Source organism: Bradyrhizobium lablabi (genome assembly GCF_018131005.1).
Classification (GTDB): Bacteria; Pseudomonadota; Alphaproteobacteria; order Rhizobiales; family Xanthobacteraceae; genus Bradyrhizobium; species Bradyrhizobium lablabi_D.
This window is the reverse complement of record NZ_JAFCJK010000002.1, coordinates 270498-289055: the sequence shown is the minus strand read 5'-3', so window position 1 is coordinate 289055 and position 18558 is coordinate 270498. Positions and strand designations below refer to the sequence as shown.

The following is an 18558-nucleotide window of genomic DNA, read 5'->3' as shown; positions in this document are numbered from 1 at the left end:
CCGGCCTATACGGCCGGGCTTTTCGTTTCCATTCCGAGATGACGCGCTGCCGCTTACTGGGCCGGCGAAAATTTGGAGACGAGGGTTTCGAACGGCTTGAACGTCTGCTTGGCGCAGTCGCCGTAGAGGCCGGCGATCTTCTGTGACTCCGAAACGAACGTCTCGTAGGCGGAGCGCACGAACTCGTTCTGCGCCTCGAGCGCCTTGTCGAGCGACTTCACGCCGGACAGCTTCTCCACATACGACTTGGTGTCCTCAAAGGACTTCTTGGCGTAGTCGCCATAGGCGGTGGCGATCGCCTGGACGCCGCTTTGCAGGTTGCTGGCGGACGCCGCGACCGACTCCATGTGCTCTTTGCCGTAGTTCTGAATCTCTTCGAGCTTGACCATAATCAGAGGGTTCCTTTTCCCAGACTTGAATGCGCAATTCCCTTTGCCGGGAAGCTCCGGCCCCCTCGACGCCTCCAAAGATAGTGCACTGCACAATAATGTCAAGTAAAATGGTGCGTCGCACAAGCAAACTGCCTTGATTCGAGGCATTTGCAATAAGTCCCGCCGGGTCATGCAACGGTTGCTTAAGCTTTTGGAAACTCAGGCCGCCTAACCTGATTCCCGGACTTTGTTCGCCTTCCGATAGACGGCCCTGAAAGCCGTTTTTGAACAGGATCTTAGCTAGAACAGCAACCTGAGCGGTCGCCGGGCGTCAGGCATTTTGCCTGGTGCGGTAGTTGCGCAGGCAAGGGTCGGCGGCCGTCGGGCACAATTTTGCCCAACGAACCGGTGATCTAGATAGAAATTGGGACGGGGAAGTAGATGCTTCGTACAACCTTGGCTTCCTCGCGGGCGTTGCGAGTTGGCGTTCTCGGGCTCATTACCGTTACCACGGCGATAGTGATCACCAGTGACAGCGCCGAGGCGCGCCGTTACCGGCATCGCAGCCATGCGCGCCAGCACCAGGAGGCGCGTGAGAGCTATAGCCCGCAGTTCGCCTCGATCATCGTCGACGGCAATTCCGGTGCTGTGCTCACCTCGAACAGCCCCGACGGCCTGCGTCACCCCGCCTCCCTCACCAAGATCATGACGCTCTATCTGCTGTTCGAGCGTCTCGACGCCGGCAAGATGAAGCTCGACACCGAGATGGCGGTCTCCGAGCATGCCGCCGAACAGGCGCCGACCAAGCTGGGCCTGCGACCCGGCCAGACCATCAAGGTCGAGGATGCCATCAAGGGCCTCGTCACCCGCTCGGCCAATGACGCTGCGGTCGTCATCGCCGAGGCGATCGGCGGCAGCGAAGAGGACTTCGCGAGGATGATGACGCGCAAGGCGCGCGCACTCGGCATGAGCAAGACGTTGTACCGCAACGCGTCGGGCTTGCCCAACGACGAGCAGGTGACGACGGCGCGCGATCAATCGACGTTGGGCCGCGCGATCCAGGATCGCTTCCCGCGCTACTATCGGTACTTCGCAACGACGGTGTTCAATTATCGTGGCCAGGCAATCCGCAACCATAACCACCTGCTTGGCAATGTCGAAGGCATCGACGGCATCAAGACCGGGTACACTCGCGCCTCCGGCTTCAACCTTGTGAGTTCGATGCACCGCGGCAACCGCTACCTGATCGGCGTGGTGCTGGGCGGCCGCAGCGGCGGCTCGCGCGACGCCACCATGCGCAACCTGCTCGCCGAGAATCTCGAGAGGGCAGCGACAACCCGTACGGCCGTCGCCATTACCGAGCGAAACGGCGCGGATACGAATCTCGATGTCGCCGACGCCGATAACGCTTCGCGTGTCGCAGAAGCCGCGCCCGCTAACGGCGCCGCTGCCGCATCCGAACCGGCCGCCGGCGCGATGCAGGCGTCGCGCCCGGCCAACAGGCCGTCGCTGATGGCGGCGGCCGCTGCAGCCCTGCCGCCCCTGCCCGCCAAGGCCGAGCAGCCGCAAGCCAGGCCCGAGCCTGCTCCGCTGACCAGCGGCGTGATCCAGGCCCAGGCAATCGCCGCAATTCCAGGCTCGGCCGAGCCGATGAAGCCAGTGAAGGTGAAGACCGTCCAGGTCAAGGCCGGACCGATCAAGCTCGCCGCCGCGGGTCCGGCTCAACCCGCGCCATCGGTCACCAATGGGATTCCCGCGCGCGCCGAAGTCGCGGAAACCTCCAGCGCCGTGATGGCGAGGATCACCGAGACCAGCAGGCCTGACATGCCGCCGCAGCCCGCCAATTTCGGCACCGGCAATGGCGTGCTCGGCGTGCTGCCAGCCTCGGCCCTGCAAACGCCCGCGCCGGCCGCGCCTCGGGCCGTGGCGGCCGTCGAGCCGGCACGCGGCCAGCCGGTCGCCCAACAGAGTGGGACTGTCAGGCAGCCGGCGACGCCTGTCGCTCATACCGGTTGGATCATCCAGGTCGGCGCGCTGGAATCCGAGGGCGAGGCCAAGCAACGCATCGACCTCGCCCGCAATTCGGCCCGTGGACTGCTAAGCAAGGCCGATCCGTTCACCGAGGTTGTCGCCAAGGACAACCGCAGGCTTTACCGCGCCCGCTTCGCTGGGCTTGAGCGCGACGAGGCCGAAGCGGTCTGCCGGGCGCTGAAGCGCGCCGAGATATCCTGCATCACCGTTCGCAACTGATCGATGCATCACCTCAATTCGGTCAGGCCGGCGCCGCAAGCGCCGGCCTTTTGCTTCCGGCTCTCGGCAACAAAGGGTGACCGTTCCCGCGCGTCGTGCAGGATTTGCGAAAACTTCTCGTCAAGGTTTTACGGTTAAGTTTTGGGGAATGAACGATCGACCTTGCCGGACAATGGCGGGCGGCGCGAGGCAGCAGACAGTAATCGACGGAAGCAGATCTCGGCCTGTGGCGTTGGTAGCGTTGCCGGAGTTAGCTAGAGATGCGTGCGAAGCAGAGTATCCTTGGCCTCGTTCACACGGGCAGCGAGGTACGTCGACCCCCCTTGGTCGGGATGCAGTTTCTTCATCAGGGTGCGGTGAGCCCGGCTGATGTCGTCACGCGTCGCCCCCGGCTGCAGGCCAAGGATCTGATAGGCCTCCTCCTCCGTCATTTTTCCGCCCGCCGCCGCGCGGCGCTGCCCCCCTGCCCGGTCGTGCTGCGCGTCCTGACGCCAGGCGGGAAACCGGCGGTCCAGATAGCTTTCAAGTAGCGCGACGCTCTCGGCATCGAAGCCGGGCACCATCGCGAGCAGCTGCTGCAGGTCGAACTCATCGAGTGTGCGGCCGGCTTGCGGACCGTCCACGATTTGGCCCCTCAGCACACCGCTGTCGTGATCGAGGCTCATGTCGAGATATTGCGAGCGGACGCGCGACGCTTGTCCCGGCGAAGATCGCGTGCCGCCGAAGATATTCCCGAGATTTGGGAAGCCCGTGGCGCCAAACGGCGACCAACCGAGCAGTCCGGCACCGAAGATGCCTAGCGGGATCGCCACAGCAAGTTCGCCCTTGACGCCGGTGAAAGCCGCAACCGCTAGCGCCAGCACGCCGCCCGCGATCCTGATCGCGCGCGCAAGGACCGTCGGATTGGCCGCACGAAACATCTGCAGCAGCGAGTAAAGAATGATAACGGCGACGACGCCGGCGATCAGTGTTGGCATGAGCGCAATATATGCTCTTCGGAGGCAAAAAGCATGATGACGCTCAGGTAGGTGCCCTGGCGAAAGGCCGCGGCATCGCCGCCGCTTGCTCGCAGTAGCCTATTTCATCTGGCCGATCAGCCTGGCCGCACTGCTTCCGCTTCTGGCGAGCCGCAGCAGTGCATCGCGTCCGCCGGCGGCGTAGGCTGCCGCGGCACGCAGCAGCTCCCTTAATTGGGCCGCGGCACCGGGATCGAACCTGCACCAGGCGCCGCCGGTCAGGCGGGCGATCTCGCGGAACGCCTGCTCGGCAACAGCGTCGTCGCCCTCCTGGAACATGAACACGGGCACCTTGAGCATGCCGAGCTCGCCGGCCTTGCCGCAGAGCTCATCGACGCGTTCTTCCATCGCATCACCGACAAAAACCACCGCGCGGACGCCGGCGCCGATCGCCTCACGACGCGCCTCGGAGAGCACCTTTCCGATCTGCGTGTTGCCACCCTCGCAATTGATCTTGCTCATCAGCTTCGCCAGATGCGCACTGTCGGAAATCCACCCCGTGGCACGGCACTCGTTGAAGCCGCGATAATAGACGAGGCGGATATCGAGACTGCCGAGGGAAGCGGCCTCGCGGAACATGTCTGCCTGTAGCGCGCACGCCATGTCCCAGGTCGGCTGCCGGCTCATGGTGGCGTCGAGCGCGAACACCAGCCTGCCGCGCGCGCCGGCGCGATGCGGCGACATCGCGCGCGCCTTCGCAACGAAGGCCGCGATGTCCTCGGCCGTCGATGTCCGCGCCTCCGGCAACGGATCATTCTTGTGTGGCTGATCAGCACGCGCCGAAGGCACGTCTTTTCCGGATGTTGGTCTGGTCGGTTCGCCAGCCATATGCGCTCGCTCTCTCAGCAAGCTATATATGTGGGCGGCGGTTTAGACTTGGTCAACGGATGGTCGCCGTCGGCCCGCTTGCCCGGCTGGTCAGTTCGTCGCCTCGGACGGATCCCGCTTTACGCTCGCGGCCTTTCCACTTCCGGCCTTCCCGTCCGCGGCCTGTCCAGTTTTCTCAACCGGCACATAGAGCGTGACAGGGCCAGGCTCCAGAATCGTCGCCGGGGCGTTCTTGGTATCGACGGGCCGGACATCGCTGTCCGTATCCGCCAGGAATTTATCGAGCATCGACTGGATCGAGTTCTTGGCCTTGTCCGGCCCGGTGTCACGCATGTCGTTGTGCTGGAAGCCGGTGTTCACCACCGTGATGCCGGCCTTCTCGCACTCGTCCGGATCGGGAACGACGCCCGGATCGGGCTTGAACTGTGTATCCTTGGAACGGAACGACAGGATCTTGAACTTGCCCTCGGTCATGAACGGCACGCGCAGATTATCCAGCGTCACGACCTTCTTGATCTCGTCCGGATACTGTTTGGCGAAGTACATCGAGATGTCGCCGCCGTTCGAATGGCCAACCATCGTGAGTTTGCTGTAGTCCGCGTTCGGCTGGACCTTCTTCATCTCCTCGACAGCGAATTTGATATTGGTGATGCCGCGCTGATACTGCGGCAGGCGGCCGACGTAGAGTTCGCCGACCTTGGTCACCATCGGCCCGTCCGACGGGAGATCGTGCTGAATGCTGATCGTTAGATAGCCGCGCGCCGCGAGCACATTCGCGAGGAAGGAATATTCGGTGAATTTGACGGTATTGCCGTGATTGAGAATTGCGACCGGTAAGGTGATCATGCCCGCGTTGGCTTGCATCTCCTTGTCACGTCGGACAGCAACGTCGACCTCGACCGGGCGATCGTTGCGCGACGGATCACGGAACATGATGGTTTCGTGACGGATCGCCCATTTGCTCGCAGTGAAGTACCCCACCGTGACAATCACGGAAAGCGAAAGCAGAACGGTAATTCCACGTTTCATGACGTCCTCGAGGCGCCCAACCTTTGGAGCATTTTCGCCGGAAGCTCTTTGGCCTCCTTCTTCAGCATATATGTCACGGTGACGTGACAGGAAGTCCAAAAACTGTGAACTGTTCGCAATAAATTTGTGCAACGCACCCAAACGGTAGGCAGGTATACGTACAGCCGGTTTTGTTCACATCCCCTGACTGTCGAGCGTTGGTTCCACAGCTTCGGCTCGAACGCTCTCGCTCAAAGATTACTACAACAACCTGACATGACAAGTATTGTTCCGCTTGTTGGCCGGGTTGTGGCCAAATTGACCGCAAGACTACGGTGACTCAGCCATCTCGGTATCGATGATCGGCTTCAGCGCCGGACCGTCATCGGCCTGAAAACTCGCTTATTCGAACTCCATCGCAACGGTGGTGGCAAATTACCTTCCGCCTGGAAACGCTGTTCCTAAGTCGTGAAACGAACGCCCCGGAGCTTCATCCCGATTGAATCGAACAAGCGCTAGCTTCCGATGATGTCGTGGAACTCGAGCGGCTTGTCGACCTGGCTGAACCATTCGGCGCGGTTGGCCGCGCGGCGCCGACCGCGCTCGTCGAGCGGCAGCTTGAGCTGGCGCAGCAGGCTCGTCACCTCCTCGCGCGCGGTGACATGGCCCATGCTCGGGCGGGTGCCAAGCGTCGCCTCGTCGATTTGATCGAGCGCCGTCAGCCCGCGCGGGAAGAATTCACGATAGACCATCCGCTCGGCGAACCCGTCGATCGCGCGGAACCCGAGCCGCAGCGACAATTGCTTCAATCCGTCTGCGACGAGCTGCTTGTTGCGCGAGCCCAGCATCGACAGGCGGTTGCGGACCACGATCCAGTCGGTCGTGGCGCCATCGAGCTGACGGCGGTTGCGCCTCACGTCGCGCACCATGGCTGCATAATGGCTCTCCCCTGTTACCGCATAGGTCGCGGGATCGACCGTGCCCAGCACGTCGAAATCGAGGAAGCTGTCGTTGATCGGCGTCACCAGCGTGTCGGCCATCGAATGCGCGAGCCGCATCAGGTAGCTGTCCGACCCTGGCGTATCGATGACAATGAAGTCATTGGCCCGCTCGATCGCGCTCACCACTTCGATGAACTGCTGGAACTCGGCGTTTTCGTTCTCCGCGATCTGCATCGTTTCGCCGTACTTGATGCAGTGATGCCCGGGAATCTCGAGATCAATGCCGGTGCGGCGCGCCCATTCCTGCCGATTGTTGATGTAGCGAGTAAAGCTTTGCTGGCGGCAATCCAGGTCGATCGAGGCGACCCGCTGTCCCGCCTTCATCAGCGCGACAGCGATATGCAGCGCGGTGGTCGATTTGCCCGAACCGCCCTTCTCATTGCCCAGCACAATGACATGCGCAGAGCCGGAATGACCCTGACTAGCCTGCACTAACATGATTCAACCCCCAGCAGCATCTTCAAAGTGCGCGTGACTTCGGTCAAGTGAAATGCATGTTAGTTGATGAAATCCATACTGCCTCGTTGGCGTGAATCGATCGAACGAAACTGCCGCGTCGGCGGCGACGCCGTTCTTCCCGCACATTCGGCGCAAGGTGATGAAGTTGTGCCGTGTCGGTTTGGCGGCAGCCCTTCGGTCTTGCTAGTCTCGGTTTGCGTGCCGCGAGGCCGAACGCCAAGGCTCAAGCTTCACCTCGAGAGACCCGAACCCAGATGCCGCGAAATCCCACTGTCGTCCGCACCGTCCCTGCCCTGCGTCGCGCCGTCGATGCGCTGCGCGCCAAGAAGGCGACGATCGCGCTGGTCCCAACGATGGGAGCGCTCCATGACGGCCACGTGTCGCTGGTCCGGCTTGCAAAGCGTCGCGCGCGACGCGTCATTGTCTCGATTTTCGTCAACCCGACCCAGTTCGCGCCGACCGAAGATTTCGGCTCCTACCCGCGGACCTGGAAGGCCGACGTCGCCCAACTCGCCGCCGAGGACGTCGACCTGATCTGGCATCCCGAGGTGAAGGCGATGTATCCCGACGGCTTCGCCACCAGGATTGTGCCGGAAGGGCCGGCCACCGCTGGGCTCGAAGATCGCTTCCGGCCGCACTTCTTCGGCGGTGTTGCCACCGTGGTCGGCAAGCTCTTCACGCAATGCCGGCCTGATGTCGCGGTGTTCGGCGAGAAGGATTTCCAGCAGCTCAGGGTGGTGAGCCAGATGGCCGCCGACCTCGACCTCGGCGTCAAGGTGATCGGCTCAAAAACCGTACGCGAGCGCGACGGCCTCGCGATGTCGTCGCGCAACGTCTACCTCTCGCCCGAGGAGCGGCGCGTGGCGCCCGAACTCCATCGCGTGATGAAGGAGACCGCAGGCCGCCTGCGCGCCGGCGAGGACGTTGCCACCGCGATGGCCGCCGGCGTCGCGTTGATCAACAAGGCCGGTTTCGGGCTCGATTATCTGGAGGTCCGACACGCCGTCACGTTGGCACCCATCACATCGCTCAAGGATGGTCCGATGCGGATGCTGGTGGCGGCGCGGCTCGGCGCCACCCGCCTGATCGATAACATCGCGGTCTGAGCGCCAGTGGACTACAGCAGCCCCAGATCGCGCAATTCCCGGCGCATCGGCTCCGGCATCGAGGCTACGCCGGCGGCGCTCGACTTCGTCAGGTCCGGCGGCGCGACGTCGGCGGTAAGATAGCGCCAGCCTTGGAAGGGCCGCATCGGCCGCGGCGAGACGGCGATCACCTTGGGCTGCATCACGAGCCGGCACCGCCCGATGCCGTCCTTGTCGCGGAACGGTTCGATCGCGATGATCTTCTCGCGCGCAGCGATTTCGCCGCGGATCACCCAGTAGAGAGATCCGCCGGCGAGGATTTCGTCGTCGCGCTTCGGCGTCATCCGCGTGATGTGGACGTGACGGAGTGGCAGGCCCTTCTTCTTCGCGGTGGCCATCCGCTCGGCAACCCAGCTCTTGAGTTCCTTGACGGATTCGCAACCGACGGCGAGCTTGATGAGATGAAGCGGCATGCGCCGCATTTAGCGCCCACCGCACGCTTTGAAAAGAGCATCAGATCGTGACGCGGTGATCCAGACAGAAACGGATCGTGATTAGTTCTCGCTCGCGGCGGCCGGTGGGCTCGCAGGCGTCGCGGGCGGGGCTGCCGGCGTGAGCTGAACCGGTGTCTGTGGAGGACGCTTCGGCGCCGGCGGCTTCTTTGCCGCTGCGACAGTCGCCGGGGGCGCCGGGCGCGCAGCCGGTGGCGGCGCGGCAGCCGCTGCCGGAGGCTTGGCGGCGGGAGGCGACGGCGGCTCAGGGGTCATGATGCTGACCGGAGGCGTTGACGACGCGCTCGGAAACTCGGCATTGGTCGGCTTGCCGGTGGGCACCGAGGGTGGCAGCCCTGCGGCCGCCGACGGCGGCAGTGCAGCAACGATGCCCGCCGCGGCCTGCGGTTGCACGGCGTTCCAGGTCGGCGCATAGCGGGCGATCAGGTTCTCGTAGACGTGGTCGTTCATGTTGGTCGCGATCTGACGATTGTCACCCAACGAACCGAACGCCGGGCACTCGGTCGGCGTACAGTGGTCACGCGCCGTCAGCACATAGGCCATCAGTCCGTAACGGTCGCGTTCGATCGCGCGGCGCAGCGCCTTCAACTCGGTTGTGGCATTGGGCCCGGCAGTCGCAAGGTCGCCATGCGAGGTGAGGCGCGAAATCTGGGCGGAGGCATAGCTGACGGCGGCCGCAGTCGCGTCGGCCGAACCGTACAATGACTTCTCGCACGCGCTGAGAACGGCGTCGCCGGCGAGGTCGTCGATGCAGGCGAGCGCCGGCAGTGCCGGGCTTGTCGCCTGCGCCGTGCGCATCTCGGTGGACCCAGCCTGCCCGGCGGAACCGAAACCACGGATGGTAGCGGCGACCGCAACGGCGATCGCCAGTAATGTGATGACGGTCAGCGCGCCGTTGGCGACCGATTTCTCCGCGCGGAGCAGCGTCACCAGGACGACGAGTCCGAAGAACACTGCCGCGGCCAGCGTCAGCCACATCGGAAAGGCCGGCAAACGCCAAGTCTGATCCAGTGAGGAAGCCCAATTCATGCGCGATGTCCCTCAACGCAGCATAACACAACCAGCGACGGCGAATGCCACCACCCCCGGGGCATTCAACCATCGGCAGAATGGATTCGCGAGCAGGGCCTTTGTAACGGCGGTGGGCGGAACCGCCCTCACCCGCCGGCTTGCGCGTAGCGCTCAGGACAGCGCGAGTTGGCTTTCCTTGGCGACCCGTTCGAAAGCTTCGGTCGAGCTCTTGATCCGGTACTGGCAGTCGTCGCCATCAGTCGGCAGCAGCCGGATGACCTGATAGGTCCCGCTCGCGGCAGGCCGGGCGACGTTGCTGGCAGTAAAATAGACAGTCTCTCCAACGGAGTACTTATGCTTCAACGCCCTCTCCATATCCTAGAGATTGCCGGCCGCTCGCGTCCCGCTGGCCGACCAATTTATTGAGAACCCCGCGACAACCTAGCACACCGCCGGCCGCGAAATCCAGCGGCATCAGGGCATGGCCAATACGCGATTTTTGCAGATATTTCAGCGCGATAGGCCACCACGAATGCGGAAATTCTCTGTCAACACGTCCAAAAACCGGGTTCACGGCGCACCGAGCGGTGTGTGGCCCGTGATCGACCTTTGCCCGGCCGTCAGACGTGCTCGAACCGATCGATGACAAGCGTCTCGGCGAGACCCTCCTGAGTCCACTGCTGGAACGCCGGGAGTGCGCTCATGGCGTCGACATATTGCTGCGCCTCACCCTTGACCGGGATCGCATAGGTCCGGAAGCGATGCACCACCGGCGCGTACATCGCGTCCGCGGCACCGAACGCCCCGAACAGGAATGGTCCCTGCTTACCGTAGCGGGCGTGGCAATCGGCCCAGATATCCTGGATGCGCGCGGCATTGGCGCGCGCATCATCCGACAGCGCCACGGCGCGGATCGGACGGTGCAGGTTCATGCCGCACTCGTTGCGCAGCGCCATGAAGCCCGAATGCATCTCCGCCGAGATCGCTCGGGCATGGGCACGCGCGGCGCGGTCCGCAGGCCAAAGTCCTGCATCCGGGAATTTCTCGGCGAGATATTCCATGATCGCAAGCGAATCCCAGACCGTGACGTCGCCATCGATCAGCGCCGGCACCTTTCCGGAATCGCTGAAGCCGAGGATGCGGTCCTTGTCGGTCTGGTTCGTGTAGAGCGGAATGAAGACCTCCTCGAACGGGATGTCGTTGGCGCGCAGCGCCAGCCACGGCCGCATCGACCATGACGAATAGTTCTTGTTGCCGATGATGAGCTTCAACATTTTCGCGCGGAATCCTGTTGGGATGCCGGCATCTTGCCACGGCGTATCACACGCGTTCAACCGGACATGCAGACGACGGCGGGCTTGCGCGCTATGACGCAAAATCGCGCGGCGTGAAGTCGAGGTCGAGCACCTTCCATTCGCCATAGCGATCGCGGGGCAGCATCGCATAGGGCTGGCACGCCTGCAGCGCGCTGGCCGCGCTACGCATCAACAGCGGACCCTTCGCGGATGCACTGGCCTCGATCAGCAGCGGAGCCGCCGCAAGCTTGCCGTCCGGCTCCATGAACACCCGCAGCTTGACCCTGACGTCGTCGCCGCTGTTCAGCGTCGCCGGAAGCTTCAGGCACGTCTTCAGATGGCGGCGGAATTCGCTGACGATGCTGGTGCCGATATTGGCGGTCTCCGTGGCCGGTGCATCGAAATTGTCCTTTCCCCCCTCGTTCGCCGAACGCGGCGCGGCGGGTGCAGTCTGCGCGGACAGATCGGGCGGCAGGCCCAGCATTACATGATACTTGACCGAAAGGTCGGGCTCCGGCGGCGTGTAGGCCGGCGGCTGTGGCGACTGTTGCTGCGGAGCCGGCTGTGGCTCCGCCGCGGCCGTGCGCTGCGTAGTCGGGCTCGGCTGTGGCGCCGGTGGCACCGCCTGCTGCTGCGGCGGCTCGGCCGGCGCCTGCGCGGCCGGTTCGGGCGGCTGGTCAGCCGGCCTGTCCGGCGATGACAGGTCGGGCTCCGGCGTTGGCGTCGGGTCGGGCGTGATCTCGGCGATTTCCTGCGGGGTCACGATGTCCACCGCCATCGTGTCAGCGGCGACAGGACCGAACTGGTGCACCTCCGAGAAGACCACGACCAAAGCCAGCAGCAACAGGTGCGCGACCACCGACGCCATCATGTCCGCATTTGCCCGAAACTTCATCGCACTCGATCAAATCGTGATGTCTCCCCTGCCCGCCAGCATAGCGGTTGGGGAGAAGACGCCTCAATCCCATTTCGGAGCAAAACCAAAATCCGTGAGCCGGCCGCTCGCGCCGCCCATGGCGGAAATATCGCGCATATCCTCGCTGGACAGTTCGAAATCGAAGATATTGATGTTCTCCTGAAGGCGCTCGAGCTTCGAGGTGCGCGGTATCGCCGGGGCGTTCTGCTGCACGAGCCAACGCAGACAGACCTGGACGGCCGTCTTGCGATAGCGGTCGCTGATTCGCGCCAGCGCACGGTCGTTCTTGATACGACCCCTTGCGATCGGGCTATAGGCGACGAGCGCCATGCCGTGGCGTGCGCAGGCCTCCATCACCTTGGCCTGGTCCAGATAAGGATGATACTCGACCTGATCGCAAGCCAGCGGCTCGGGACAAGCCGCCACCGCCTGCTCGATCAGATCCACCGTGAAGTTGGAAACGCCGATATGGCGCGCGAGCCCCTGCCGTTTGACCCGCGCCAGCGCGCCGAGCGTCTCGGGCAGCGGCACCTGCGGGTTCGGCCAGTGCAGCAGCAGCAGATCGACCTCGGTCAGGCGCAGCCGCGCGAGGCTCTCCTTGACCGATCGTTCAAGGTCGTTGGGCGCGAAATGCGTGGTCCAAACCTTGGTCGTGACGAAGACATCGTCGCGCTTTACGCCGGAGGCACGCAAGCCATCACCGACCTCCCGCTCGTTGTCATAGATCTGCGCGGTGTCGACGTGGCGATAACCCAGCCGTAGCGCCTGCTCGACGATGCGGGCACAGGCGCGGCCGCGCAATTCCCATGTGCCGAGCCCGATGGCCGGGATTTTGGCACCGTTGCCTTCGACAACAATCATGCGGCCATTATGCGCACATGATCCGGCGCTGCCAAAGCGCCCTGTTTGTCTGTCTCAGTTCCATAGGAACGGTCGACTGAACCAGATGTGACGACCGCCTTTCGGTTTCTCGAAATTGTTGAGCATACCGAGGTTGACACCCCGAACCGGAGGGTCTTTATTTGGGGTCCGGGGAAAGCGATCTCCCCGCGAGGCGACATGCCTAAGAATCGCGTCCCGATTTTACCAGAGGGCGCAGCATGTCATCATACACCTCCATCTCCCCTGAAAAGTTGTCCCGACTCATTGGCACGGCCAACGCGCCGGCACTCGTCGATGTTCGAATCGACGAGGATTTCGCCGCTGATCCGCGGCTGATACCCGGCGCGGTGCGCCGCTCCCATCTTGACGTGCAGGACTGGGGCTCCCGTATGACCGGCCAGTCGGTCGTCGTCATTTGCAACAAGGGCCAGAAGCTCAGCGAAGGAACCGCCGCGTGGCTGCGCTATGGCAGCGTTACAGCCGAGATTCTCGAAGGTGGTCATCTCGGCTGGACGGCGGCCGAGTTGCCAACCGTCCCCGCCGACAAGATTCCAAAGCGTGACGGGCGTGGCCGCACCGTGTGGGTCACGCGATCACGGCCGAAGATTGACCGGATCGCGTGTCCCTGGCTGATCCGCCGCTTCGTCGATCCGGCCGCCGTCTTCCTGTTCGTGACACCCCCGGAAGTCGAGGCCGTGGCCGAGCGCTTCGAGGCGACGCCATTCGACATCGAGAACGTGTTCTGGAGCCATCGCGGCGAGCTCTGCACCTTTGACGTGATGGTGAAGGAGTTCGGCCTCTCGACACCGGCTCTGGAGCGGCTCGCGACAATGGTGCGGGCCGCGGACACCGCGCGGCTCGACCTTGCGCCGGAAGCGCCTGGCTTGCTCGCGGCCTCGCTTGGCCTGTCGCGCATGTACGACGACGACCTCGAACAGTTGAGCGCCGGCCTGCTTCTGTACGACGCTTTCTACCGCTGGTGCCGCGACGCGACCAAGGAGACGCACAATTGGCCCACCAACAAGGTGAAGCCATGACCGATCTCGCGGCAAGCCAGAAAATCGGTGCGCAATCGCCCGCGCACGGCATCTCCTTCAACGAAGCGCTTCTCGTCTGGATGCGAGTTGCGATCCTGAGCTTCGGCGGACCAGCGGGCCAGATCGCGGTGATGCACCGCATCCTTGTCGAGGAGAAGAACTGGATCTCCGAGGGGCGTTTCCTGCACGCGCTCAACTACTGCATGCTGTTGCCGGGGCCCGAGGCTCAGCAATTGGCCACCTATATCGGCTGGCTGCTGCATCGGACGGTCGGCGGCATCGTGGCAGGCGGCCTGTTCGTCCTGCCCGGCGTGTTCGCCATCATGGGGCTCAGCTACATCTACGCCGCCTACGGCAACGTCGGCTTCGTCGAGGCATTGTTCTTCGGCCTCAAGGCAGCGGTCCTTGCCATCGTCATCCAGGCCGTGGTCCGCGTCGGCAAGCGCGCGCTGCGCAATCCGATCATGATCGCGCTCGCAGCAGCCGCCTTTGTCGCGATCTTCTTTTTCGGCGCACCGTTCCCGCTCATCATCGTGTCGGCAGCCATCATCGGATTCGTCGGCGCCCGCTTGGGGCGGCCGGAGTTCGCGGCCATCGACCATGGTGGAAAAAGCTCGGCCGCGATCGACAGCATGCTCGGCGAAGCGGTGCCGGATCACGTTCGACCGAACACCGCGCGCACGCTGCGGGTGGGAGCGGTCTGGCTGGCACTCTGGCTCCTTCCTGTCTTGGCGCTTCTCATCGTGCTGGGGCCAAACGACGTGTTCAGCCAAATCGCGATCTTCTTCAGCAAGATGGCGATGGTGACGTTTGGCGGTGCCTACGCCGTGCTGGCTTACGTCGCGCAGCAGGCAGCCGAGTACTATCACTGGGTGACCCCGCGCGAGATGCTCGATGGTCTCGGCATGGCCGAGACCACGCCGGGGCCGCTCATCATGGTCGTCCAGTTCGTGGGTTTCATGGCCGCATTCCGCGAGGCGAGCGGATTGCCGCCGATGCTCGCCGGTACGCTTGGCGGGTTGCTGACGACATGGGTGACCTTCACGCCATGCTTCCTCTGGATCTTCGTCGGGGCGCCCTACATCGAGGCGCTGCGCGGCAACAAGGCTCTCGCCGGCGCGCTCTCGGCCATCACCGCGGCGGTCGTGGGCGTGATCCTCAACCTTTCGATCTGGTTCGCGCTACACACCCTGTTCCGGCAGACCTTTCCGGTTCATACCCTCGGCCTGTCGTTCGACGCACCCGTGATCACCAGCATCGATCTGCCGGCTCTCGTCCTGTCGATTGCGGCTGCCACGGCGATCTTCCGCTTCAACGCAGGGATGCTCGTCGTCCTCGCCGCTTCGTGCGCCGGCGGCATCCTGCTGCGCCTGGCAGGCGTCATTTAACAGAGTAATGCCACCGAACGAACTTCACCTGGGGCAGGTGATGACCAGGAGAACGAACATGCGAACGCGAACAATACTTCGTGCGGTTCTTTCGCTGGCGATTGCCGGCGGGCTGTCTCCCGCAATTGCCCTTACCCAGGAAGAGCTCGTCGCCAGGATCCAGGCAGCCGGCTACTCGCAGGTCAGCGACATCAAGTCGACCGCCGAAGGCACGACCGTCAAGGCAATGAAGAACGGCAAGCAAGTGAGGCTCGTGGTCGACAGCGGCGGCCAGATCAAAGAACAGCACTGAGATCCCCGCAGCGGCAAGGCTGGTCGATCGCAGCCTCGGTCCGCGGCCCGCCCCGAATACGATGGAGTTGATAACATGATGAGATCAATCGCGATCGCCTGGACGATCTTGCTTCCGGGCATGGCCTTCTCTGCACCGGCTGATGTCAGTCAGCCGACGACGGCGATTGTCGCGGCAACCCGAGGCGCCGCCGTTGCCCGTCCGCCCGCCACCGAGACGTTGCGCGGCGTAATCGACAGCGTCGATCAGGGAAACGACACCATCAAGATCCGGCTATCTCGGGGCGCGACGGAGCAGTTCAAGGTTCAGGACGGCTTGATCTTCAACTCGGTCCGCTTCGGCGATGCGGTCGAGGTCTCGGTACAGAGCATCGCCGGTTTGAGGACCATCGTCGGCCTCTCCAGAGAATAGGCAGAAGCATGCTCTCGCGACAGCCGCTCAGGATTCCCGAACTCGAGTTCAAGGAGTAGCAAAATGAGAAGCACAATCTGGGCGCTGATTGGCATCGGCGCTTGCTTCATCGTGCCTGGCACAAACGCTCAGAAGATCGACTGGCAGCCATTCACCGAGCCCTTCGTCACCACGGCGCATGCCCAGGACATCGACTGGAAGCAGGTTGACGACGTGCTCGGACGGAAGCCGGCGGTCGCCGGAGACGTCCATCGTTACGGATTTCCACGCACGGACCTCAGCGTGACTTTGGACGGGGTGACGATCAAGCCGGCGCTGGCGCTGGGTGGTTGGGTCGCGTTCAAGCCGGCGCATGGCGGCGCCATGATCATGGGAGACCTTGTGCTCCTGGAGACCGAGATCAATCCGGTGATGGCGAAGATGATAGCGAGCGGCCTCGAGATCACCGCCGTGCACAACCATCTGCTGCGCGCGAGTCCCGCGACTTTCTACATGCACGTCGCCGGCCACGGTGATCCCGTCAAGCTGGCCTCGGCGATCCACGATGGGCTCGCAGAAAGCAGAACTCCGCTGACGGTTGCGGCGCCCGCAAGCCCACCGCCCGCCGTCGATCTCGATACGGCGCAGCTCGACCAGATCATCGGAGTGAAGGGACAAGCCAATGGCGGCGTCTATCAGTTCAACGTGCCGCGACGCGACCCCATCAGTGAAGGCGGCATGCAGCTAAGTCCGGTCGGGCCTATGGGCGTTGCGATCGGCATCAACTTTCAGCCGACCGGCGAAGGCAGAGCGGCCATCACGGGCGATTTCGTGCTGACCGGCGACGAGGTGAACCCGGTGATCTCGGCGCTGCGCACGCATGGGATCGAGGTAACGGCGATCCATAGTCACATGCTGGACGAACAGCCGCGTCTCTTCTTCATGCATTTCTGGGCGAACGACGACGCGATCAGGCTCGCCAAGGGCTTGCGCGCCGCGCTCGATAAGACGGCAAGCACAAAGAGCTGACGTGCCGGCTTGAAGCTTCGGAGGACCTGCGGCCCTCCCCTTTTTGCAAGGATGTCCATCCAGGCGTTCGCCACCTCGTCCCGGTAACGACGGGATGGACGGACTGTCCTCGACAAGGCCCGCGTCCGCGGGGTTTCGTCCTTCGAGGGCCGGATTTTGCCTAGGCCCGCGTTAGCTGGCGCCGGGAGCGAGAATAGCGCGAACGCACGCTCAGCGTTGGTCTCGGCTGCGCATCCGCCCGCTGGATGTCACGGTACAACAAAAGCCCCGGACGATGCCGGGGCGCAAGTTGGGTGGATTTCAGAAAAATCAGTAACGCCCGGGTGCCGTGTACCCGCCGAAGCGATAGTTGAAGCGCACGGTGACCATATCCACGTCCTGGCTGATCCGGTCATTGAGTACGGCCGCAAGGCGCGGATCGAGCACGGAGAAGGAATTGTTCGCATTCCCCATCCACAGATGGTCGTATTCAACACCGACCGACCAGTTCGGTGCGAATCCATACTCCCAGCCGACACCCACTGTGCCGCCCCAACGCGTGTTGCTGGCCGACACCAGGCCGAGTCCGGTAATGTTGTCGAATACATCAAGGCGATTGCTGGTCACGGCCGCGCCGCCCTTCACATAGAGCAGGGACGCGTTCCACGCCCAACCCAGTTGGGCCGTGAAGAGGCCGATGCCGTCGGTTTTCACTGTGGTTGAGAGCGTCGGATTGAGCAGGCTGACGCGCGTGTTGCTGAGGTCGGCCCAGTCGCCCTGTGCTTCCAATCCGAACACAAACTGATTGGCTTGCCAGCGATACCCGATCTGTCCGCCGACCAGGCCTCCGGAGCGATCACCGCAACCGCTTGCGACTGTTCCCACGGCGGTGACGAAATCCACGCAATTGTGGCTTTGACCCCAGCCGCCGTTGGCGCCGATGTAAAAGCCACTCCAGTTGTAAATCACCGGAAGCGGAGCCGGCGGCGGTGCCTTGACGGGCATGTCGGCGGCCGATGCGGGAGCAGCCATGCCCAAAACTGCGATGCCGACAGCGGCCATTAAAAGTCTCGTCATGTGGTTGTCTCCATTTCCCCAACAATCGTTATCTTTTCGACCGTCGACCGCGTGTGCATGTTTTCGTGCATAACTTCTGATTCCAGTCGATGAGTCGAAAGCCTAGTCGCGAGCGTCTCAGATCCCCGTAACAAAATGGCAACACTCAAGCGCAATCGGAAATTACGCGGTGCAGGACGAGCGCGGTGCTTAATCGTGGTTGGAACGAAGGGGAGATTCTCCCGAAGCCTCGTCCTCCTCTGTCAGCCACGTGTGGACGTGGCTGGATAGGACAAGTCGCCTCGGGAGGTGGGGATTTATCGTGCCTGCGAAAACGATCAGGCCTTCGTCCAGCTTTGAGCGCGCAAAAATCTTGGCCTCGCCTTCCGTCGCAAATGTCCTGGTTTCGCGCGGACTTCGCCTTTTGGGCAGCAAACCGCGCGGACCGCTCTCAAACGTGACGTACCAGGTTGGCGCCATCTCACCTGGACTCCGAAGCATCAACTGGGTCGGTATTTCACAACGAGCCCGGTGTGGCTTTGACCTGGGTCAATCTCAGGTCGATCCCTTAGCCACCTTCAAAAGGGTGGTGACCTAGTTCCAGCAGAACGCCAGTTGATCACGGCTCCCCGATCGCGCGTCATGCCGCGCCACTGCGAACCGGCTCGGCAAAATCAAGTGCCAGAGACGCACACCATCACGAGATCATTATGAAGCCGAGTATCGGCAACACGAAGAGGCTGCACGTCGCAG

19 protein-coding genes are annotated in these 18558 nt (G+C 63.1%); 7 read left to right on the top strand and 12 right to left on the bottom strand.

From position 1 onward, the window contains the following. Positions 1–53 precede the first annotated feature (53 nt). Positions 54–389 (bottom strand): phasin family protein, encoded by a 336-nt coding sequence (locus JQ553_RS06360; RefSeq protein ID WP_212499057.1) that lies wholly within the window; start codon positions 387–389, stop codon positions 54–56. 423 nt (positions 390–812) lie between these two features. On the opposite strand from JQ553_RS06360, the gene JQ553_RS06355 reads away from it, so the two are divergent. Beyond that, a complete protein-coding gene (locus tag JQ553_RS06355; RefSeq protein ID WP_212499056.1) occupies positions 813–2621 on the top strand; it encodes a D-alanyl-D-alanine carboxypeptidase in 1809 nt (602 codons plus the stop codon). 254 nt (positions 2622–2875) lie between these two features. Here the strand turns inward: JQ553_RS06355 and JQ553_RS06350 are convergent, their stop codons facing one another. From JQ553_RS06350 to JQ553_RS06335, 4 genes are all read right to left on the bottom strand, one after another. Next, positions 2876–3598, bottom strand: a complete 723-nt coding sequence (locus tag JQ553_RS06350) for a DnaJ domain-containing protein (RefSeq protein WP_212499055.1) — start codon at positions 3596–3598, stop codon at positions 2876–2878. Positions 3599–3697: 99 nt separating this feature from the next. Next, positions 3698–4465, bottom strand: a complete 768-nt coding sequence (locus JQ553_RS06345; protein WP_212499054.1) for a VWA domain-containing protein — start codon at positions 4463–4465, stop codon at positions 3698–3700. Between the two features lie 90 nt (positions 4466–4555). Continuing rightward, on the bottom strand, positions 4556–5494 hold the full coding sequence (locus JQ553_RS06340) for an alpha/beta fold hydrolase (protein WP_212499053.1): 939 nt from the start codon (positions 5492–5494) through the stop codon (positions 4556–4558). Positions 5495–5988: 494 nt separating this feature from the next. Then, positions 5989–6912 carry a division plane positioning ATPase MipZ gene (locus tag JQ553_RS06335; RefSeq protein ID WP_212499052.1) on the bottom strand — a complete coding sequence of 308 codons (924 nt, stop codon included), beginning with the start codon at positions 6910–6912 and terminating at the stop codon, positions 5989–5991. 275 nt (positions 6913–7187) lie between these two features. On the opposite strand from JQ553_RS06335, the gene panC reads away from it, so the two are divergent. Then, a complete protein-coding gene (panC, locus tag JQ553_RS06330) occupies positions 7188–8039 on the top strand; it encodes a pantoate--beta-alanine ligase (RefSeq protein ID WP_212499051.1) in 852 nt (283 codons plus the stop codon). A gap of 11 nt (positions 8040–8050) precedes the next feature. Here panC and JQ553_RS06325 read toward each other — a convergent pair whose 3' ends face one another. The 6 genes from JQ553_RS06325 to JQ553_RS06300 form a co-directional block, all read right to left on the bottom strand. After that, entirely contained in the window at positions 8051–8491 is a 441-nt protein-coding gene (locus JQ553_RS06325; protein ID WP_212499050.1) for a DUF1489 family protein, read from the bottom strand. An 81-nt stretch (positions 8492–8572) separates the two neighbouring features. Further along, positions 8573–9559: a hypothetical protein gene (locus JQ553_RS06320; RefSeq protein WP_212499049.1), complete on the bottom strand. Its 987-nt coding sequence runs from the start codon at positions 9557–9559 to the stop codon at positions 8573–8575. A gap of 153 nt (positions 9560–9712) precedes the next feature. Further along, complete coding sequence (locus JQ553_RS06315; RefSeq protein ID WP_212499048.1) at positions 9713–9916, bottom strand: hypothetical protein; 204 nt, start codon at positions 9914–9916, stop codon at positions 9713–9715. Positions 9917–10161: 245 nt separating this feature from the next. After that, entirely contained in the window at positions 10162–10815 is a 654-nt protein-coding gene (locus JQ553_RS06310; RefSeq protein WP_212499047.1) for a glutathione S-transferase family protein, read from the bottom strand. Positions 10816–10906: 91 nt separating this feature from the next. Then, the gene (locus JQ553_RS06305) at positions 10907–11731 is read right to left on the bottom strand and encodes a hypothetical protein (RefSeq protein ID WP_212499046.1); all 825 of its coding nucleotides are present in this window, start codon (positions 11729–11731) and stop codon (positions 10907–10909) included. Between the two features lie 63 nt (positions 11732–11794). After that, complete coding sequence (locus JQ553_RS06300; protein ID WP_212499045.1) at positions 11795–12613, bottom strand: aldo/keto reductase; 819 nt, start codon at positions 12611–12613, stop codon at positions 11795–11797. Between the two features lie 239 nt (positions 12614–12852). On the opposite strand from JQ553_RS06300, the gene JQ553_RS06295 reads away from it, so the two are divergent. The 5 genes from JQ553_RS06295 to JQ553_RS06275 all read left to right on the top strand — a co-directional run bounded on the left by JQ553_RS06295 (position 12853) and on the right by JQ553_RS06275 (position 16770). Continuing rightward, positions 12853–13671, top strand: a complete 819-nt coding sequence (locus JQ553_RS06295) for a sulfurtransferase/chromate resistance protein (RefSeq protein ID WP_212499044.1) — start codon at positions 12853–12855, stop codon at positions 13669–13671. Beyond that, on the top strand, positions 13668–15059 hold the full coding sequence (gene chrA, locus JQ553_RS06290) for a chromate efflux transporter (RefSeq protein ID WP_212499671.1): 1392 nt from the start codon (positions 13668–13670) through the stop codon (positions 15057–15059). Before JQ553_RS06295 ends, chrA begins: the two co-directional genes overlap by 4 nt. 58 nt (positions 15060–15117) lie before the next feature. Next, positions 15118–15351, top strand: a complete 234-nt coding sequence (locus JQ553_RS06285) for a PepSY domain-containing protein (RefSeq protein ID WP_212499043.1) — start codon at positions 15118–15120, stop codon at positions 15349–15351. Between the two features lie 75 nt (positions 15352–15426). Continuing rightward, positions 15427–15762 (top strand): hypothetical protein, encoded by a 336-nt coding sequence (locus JQ553_RS06280; RefSeq protein ID WP_212499042.1) that lies wholly within the window; start codon positions 15427–15429, stop codon positions 15760–15762. A gap of 63 nt (positions 15763–15825) precedes the next feature. Further along, positions 15826–16770, top strand: coding sequence for a DUF1259 domain-containing protein (locus JQ553_RS06275; RefSeq protein WP_212499041.1), 945 nt, complete (start codon positions 15826–15828; stop codon positions 16768–16770). Positions 16771–17079: 309 nt separating this feature from the next. Here JQ553_RS06275 and JQ553_RS06270 read toward each other — a convergent pair whose 3' ends face one another. Further along, positions 17080–17826: an outer membrane protein gene (locus JQ553_RS06270; protein ID WP_212499040.1), complete on the bottom strand. Its 747-nt coding sequence runs from the start codon at positions 17824–17826 to the stop codon at positions 17080–17082. Positions 17827–18558 lie beyond the last annotated feature (732 nt).

What these genes read in the sequence shown, in the direction of transcription:
- JQ553_RS06360 (WP_212499057.1), bottom strand. Translation starts at nt 389, where the DNA reads ATGGTCAAGCTCGAAGAGATTCAGAACTACGGCAAAGAGCACATGGAG.
- JQ553_RS06355 (WP_212499056.1), top strand. Translation starts at nt 813, where the DNA reads ATGCTTCGTACAACCTTGGCTTCCTCGCGGGCGTTGCGAGTTGGCGTT.
- JQ553_RS06350 (WP_212499055.1), bottom strand. Translation starts at nt 3,598, where the DNA reads ATGCCAACACTGATCGCCGGCGTCGTCGCCGTTATCATTCTTTACTCG.
- JQ553_RS06345 (WP_212499054.1), bottom strand. Translation starts at nt 4,465, where the DNA reads ATGGCTGGCGAACCGACCAGACCAACATCCGGAAAAGACGTGCCTTCG.
- JQ553_RS06340 (WP_212499053.1), bottom strand. Translation starts at nt 5,494, where the DNA reads ATGAAACGTGGAATTACCGTTCTGCTTTCGCTTTCCGTGATTGTCACG.
- JQ553_RS06335 (WP_212499052.1), bottom strand. Translation starts at nt 6,912, where the DNA reads ATGTTAGTGCAGGCTAGTCAGGGTCATTCCGGCTCTGCGCATGTCATT.
- panC (WP_212499051.1), top strand. Translation starts at nt 7,188, where the DNA reads ATGCCGCGAAATCCCACTGTCGTCCGCACCGTCCCTGCCCTGCGTCGC.
- JQ553_RS06325 (WP_212499050.1), bottom strand. Translation starts at nt 8,491, where the DNA reads ATGCCGCTTCATCTCATCAAGCTCGCCGTCGGTTGCGAATCCGTCAAG.
- JQ553_RS06320 (WP_212499049.1), bottom strand. Translation starts at nt 9,559, where the DNA reads ATGAATTGGGCTTCCTCACTGGATCAGACTTGGCGTTTGCCGGCCTTT.
- JQ553_RS06315 (WP_212499048.1), bottom strand. Translation starts at nt 9,916, where the DNA reads ATGGAGAGGGCGTTGAAGCATAAGTACTCCGTTGGAGAGACTGTCTAT.
- JQ553_RS06310 (WP_212499047.1), bottom strand. Translation starts at nt 10,815, where the DNA reads ATGTTGAAGCTCATCATCGGCAACAAGAACTATTCGTCATGGTCGATG.
- JQ553_RS06305 (WP_212499046.1), bottom strand. Translation starts at nt 11,731, where the DNA reads ATGAAGTTTCGGGCAAATGCGGACATGATGGCGTCGGTGGTCGCGCAC.
- JQ553_RS06300 (WP_212499045.1), bottom strand. Translation starts at nt 12,613, where the DNA reads ATGATTGTTGTCGAAGGCAACGGTGCCAAAATCCCGGCCATCGGGCTC.
- JQ553_RS06295 (WP_212499044.1), top strand. Translation starts at nt 12,853, where the DNA reads ATGTCATCATACACCTCCATCTCCCCTGAAAAGTTGTCCCGACTCATT.
- chrA (WP_212499671.1), top strand. Translation starts at nt 13,668, where the DNA reads ATGACCGATCTCGCGGCAAGCCAGAAAATCGGTGCGCAATCGCCCGCG.
- JQ553_RS06285 (WP_212499043.1), top strand. Translation starts at nt 15,118, where the DNA reads ATGCGAACGCGAACAATACTTCGTGCGGTTCTTTCGCTGGCGATTGCC.
- JQ553_RS06280 (WP_212499042.1), top strand. Translation starts at nt 15,427, where the DNA reads ATGATGAGATCAATCGCGATCGCCTGGACGATCTTGCTTCCGGGCATG.
- JQ553_RS06275 (WP_212499041.1), top strand. Translation starts at nt 15,826, where the DNA reads ATGAGAAGCACAATCTGGGCGCTGATTGGCATCGGCGCTTGCTTCATC.
- JQ553_RS06270 (WP_212499040.1), bottom strand. Translation starts at nt 17,826, where the DNA reads ATGACGAGACTTTTAATGGCCGCTGTCGGCATCGCAGTTTTGGGCATG.